Genomic DNA, 249 nt, shown 5'->3' with positions numbered 1-249 from the left:
CTTGTCGGAGCCAGAACCCTGCACCACGACAACGCGTTTTACAGCAAACGTAATCTCGCTCATAGCCCGTATTTCTCCTTGAACTGGTCCCATGTCATCGCCTTGTTCCCGGCCTTTACGATCTTGTCCGCGAACTTAGCACCCGGCTTGTATAGTAGCACATTCGTCTTCGCGCTGTACTTGACAACGGTGCCGCCCTGAGCCTCGACAAACGCCTCTTCGTCAGCCGAGCGGTAACTGGTCCAAGCC

General features: G+C 55.4%; 1 protein-coding gene. It reads right to left on the bottom strand.

The features are described 5' to 3' along the window. Positions 1 to 59 precede the first annotated feature (59 nt). A partial coding sequence (locus AC1RPQ_RS08600) for a hypothetical protein (protein ID WP_481762366.1) occupies positions 60 to 249 on the bottom strand: 190 nt, incomplete at its 5' end.

The organism is Dellaglioa sp. CoH-57-MRSF-21 (assembly GCF_056781915.1).
This window is presented reverse-complemented; position numbering and strand designations above follow the sequence as displayed.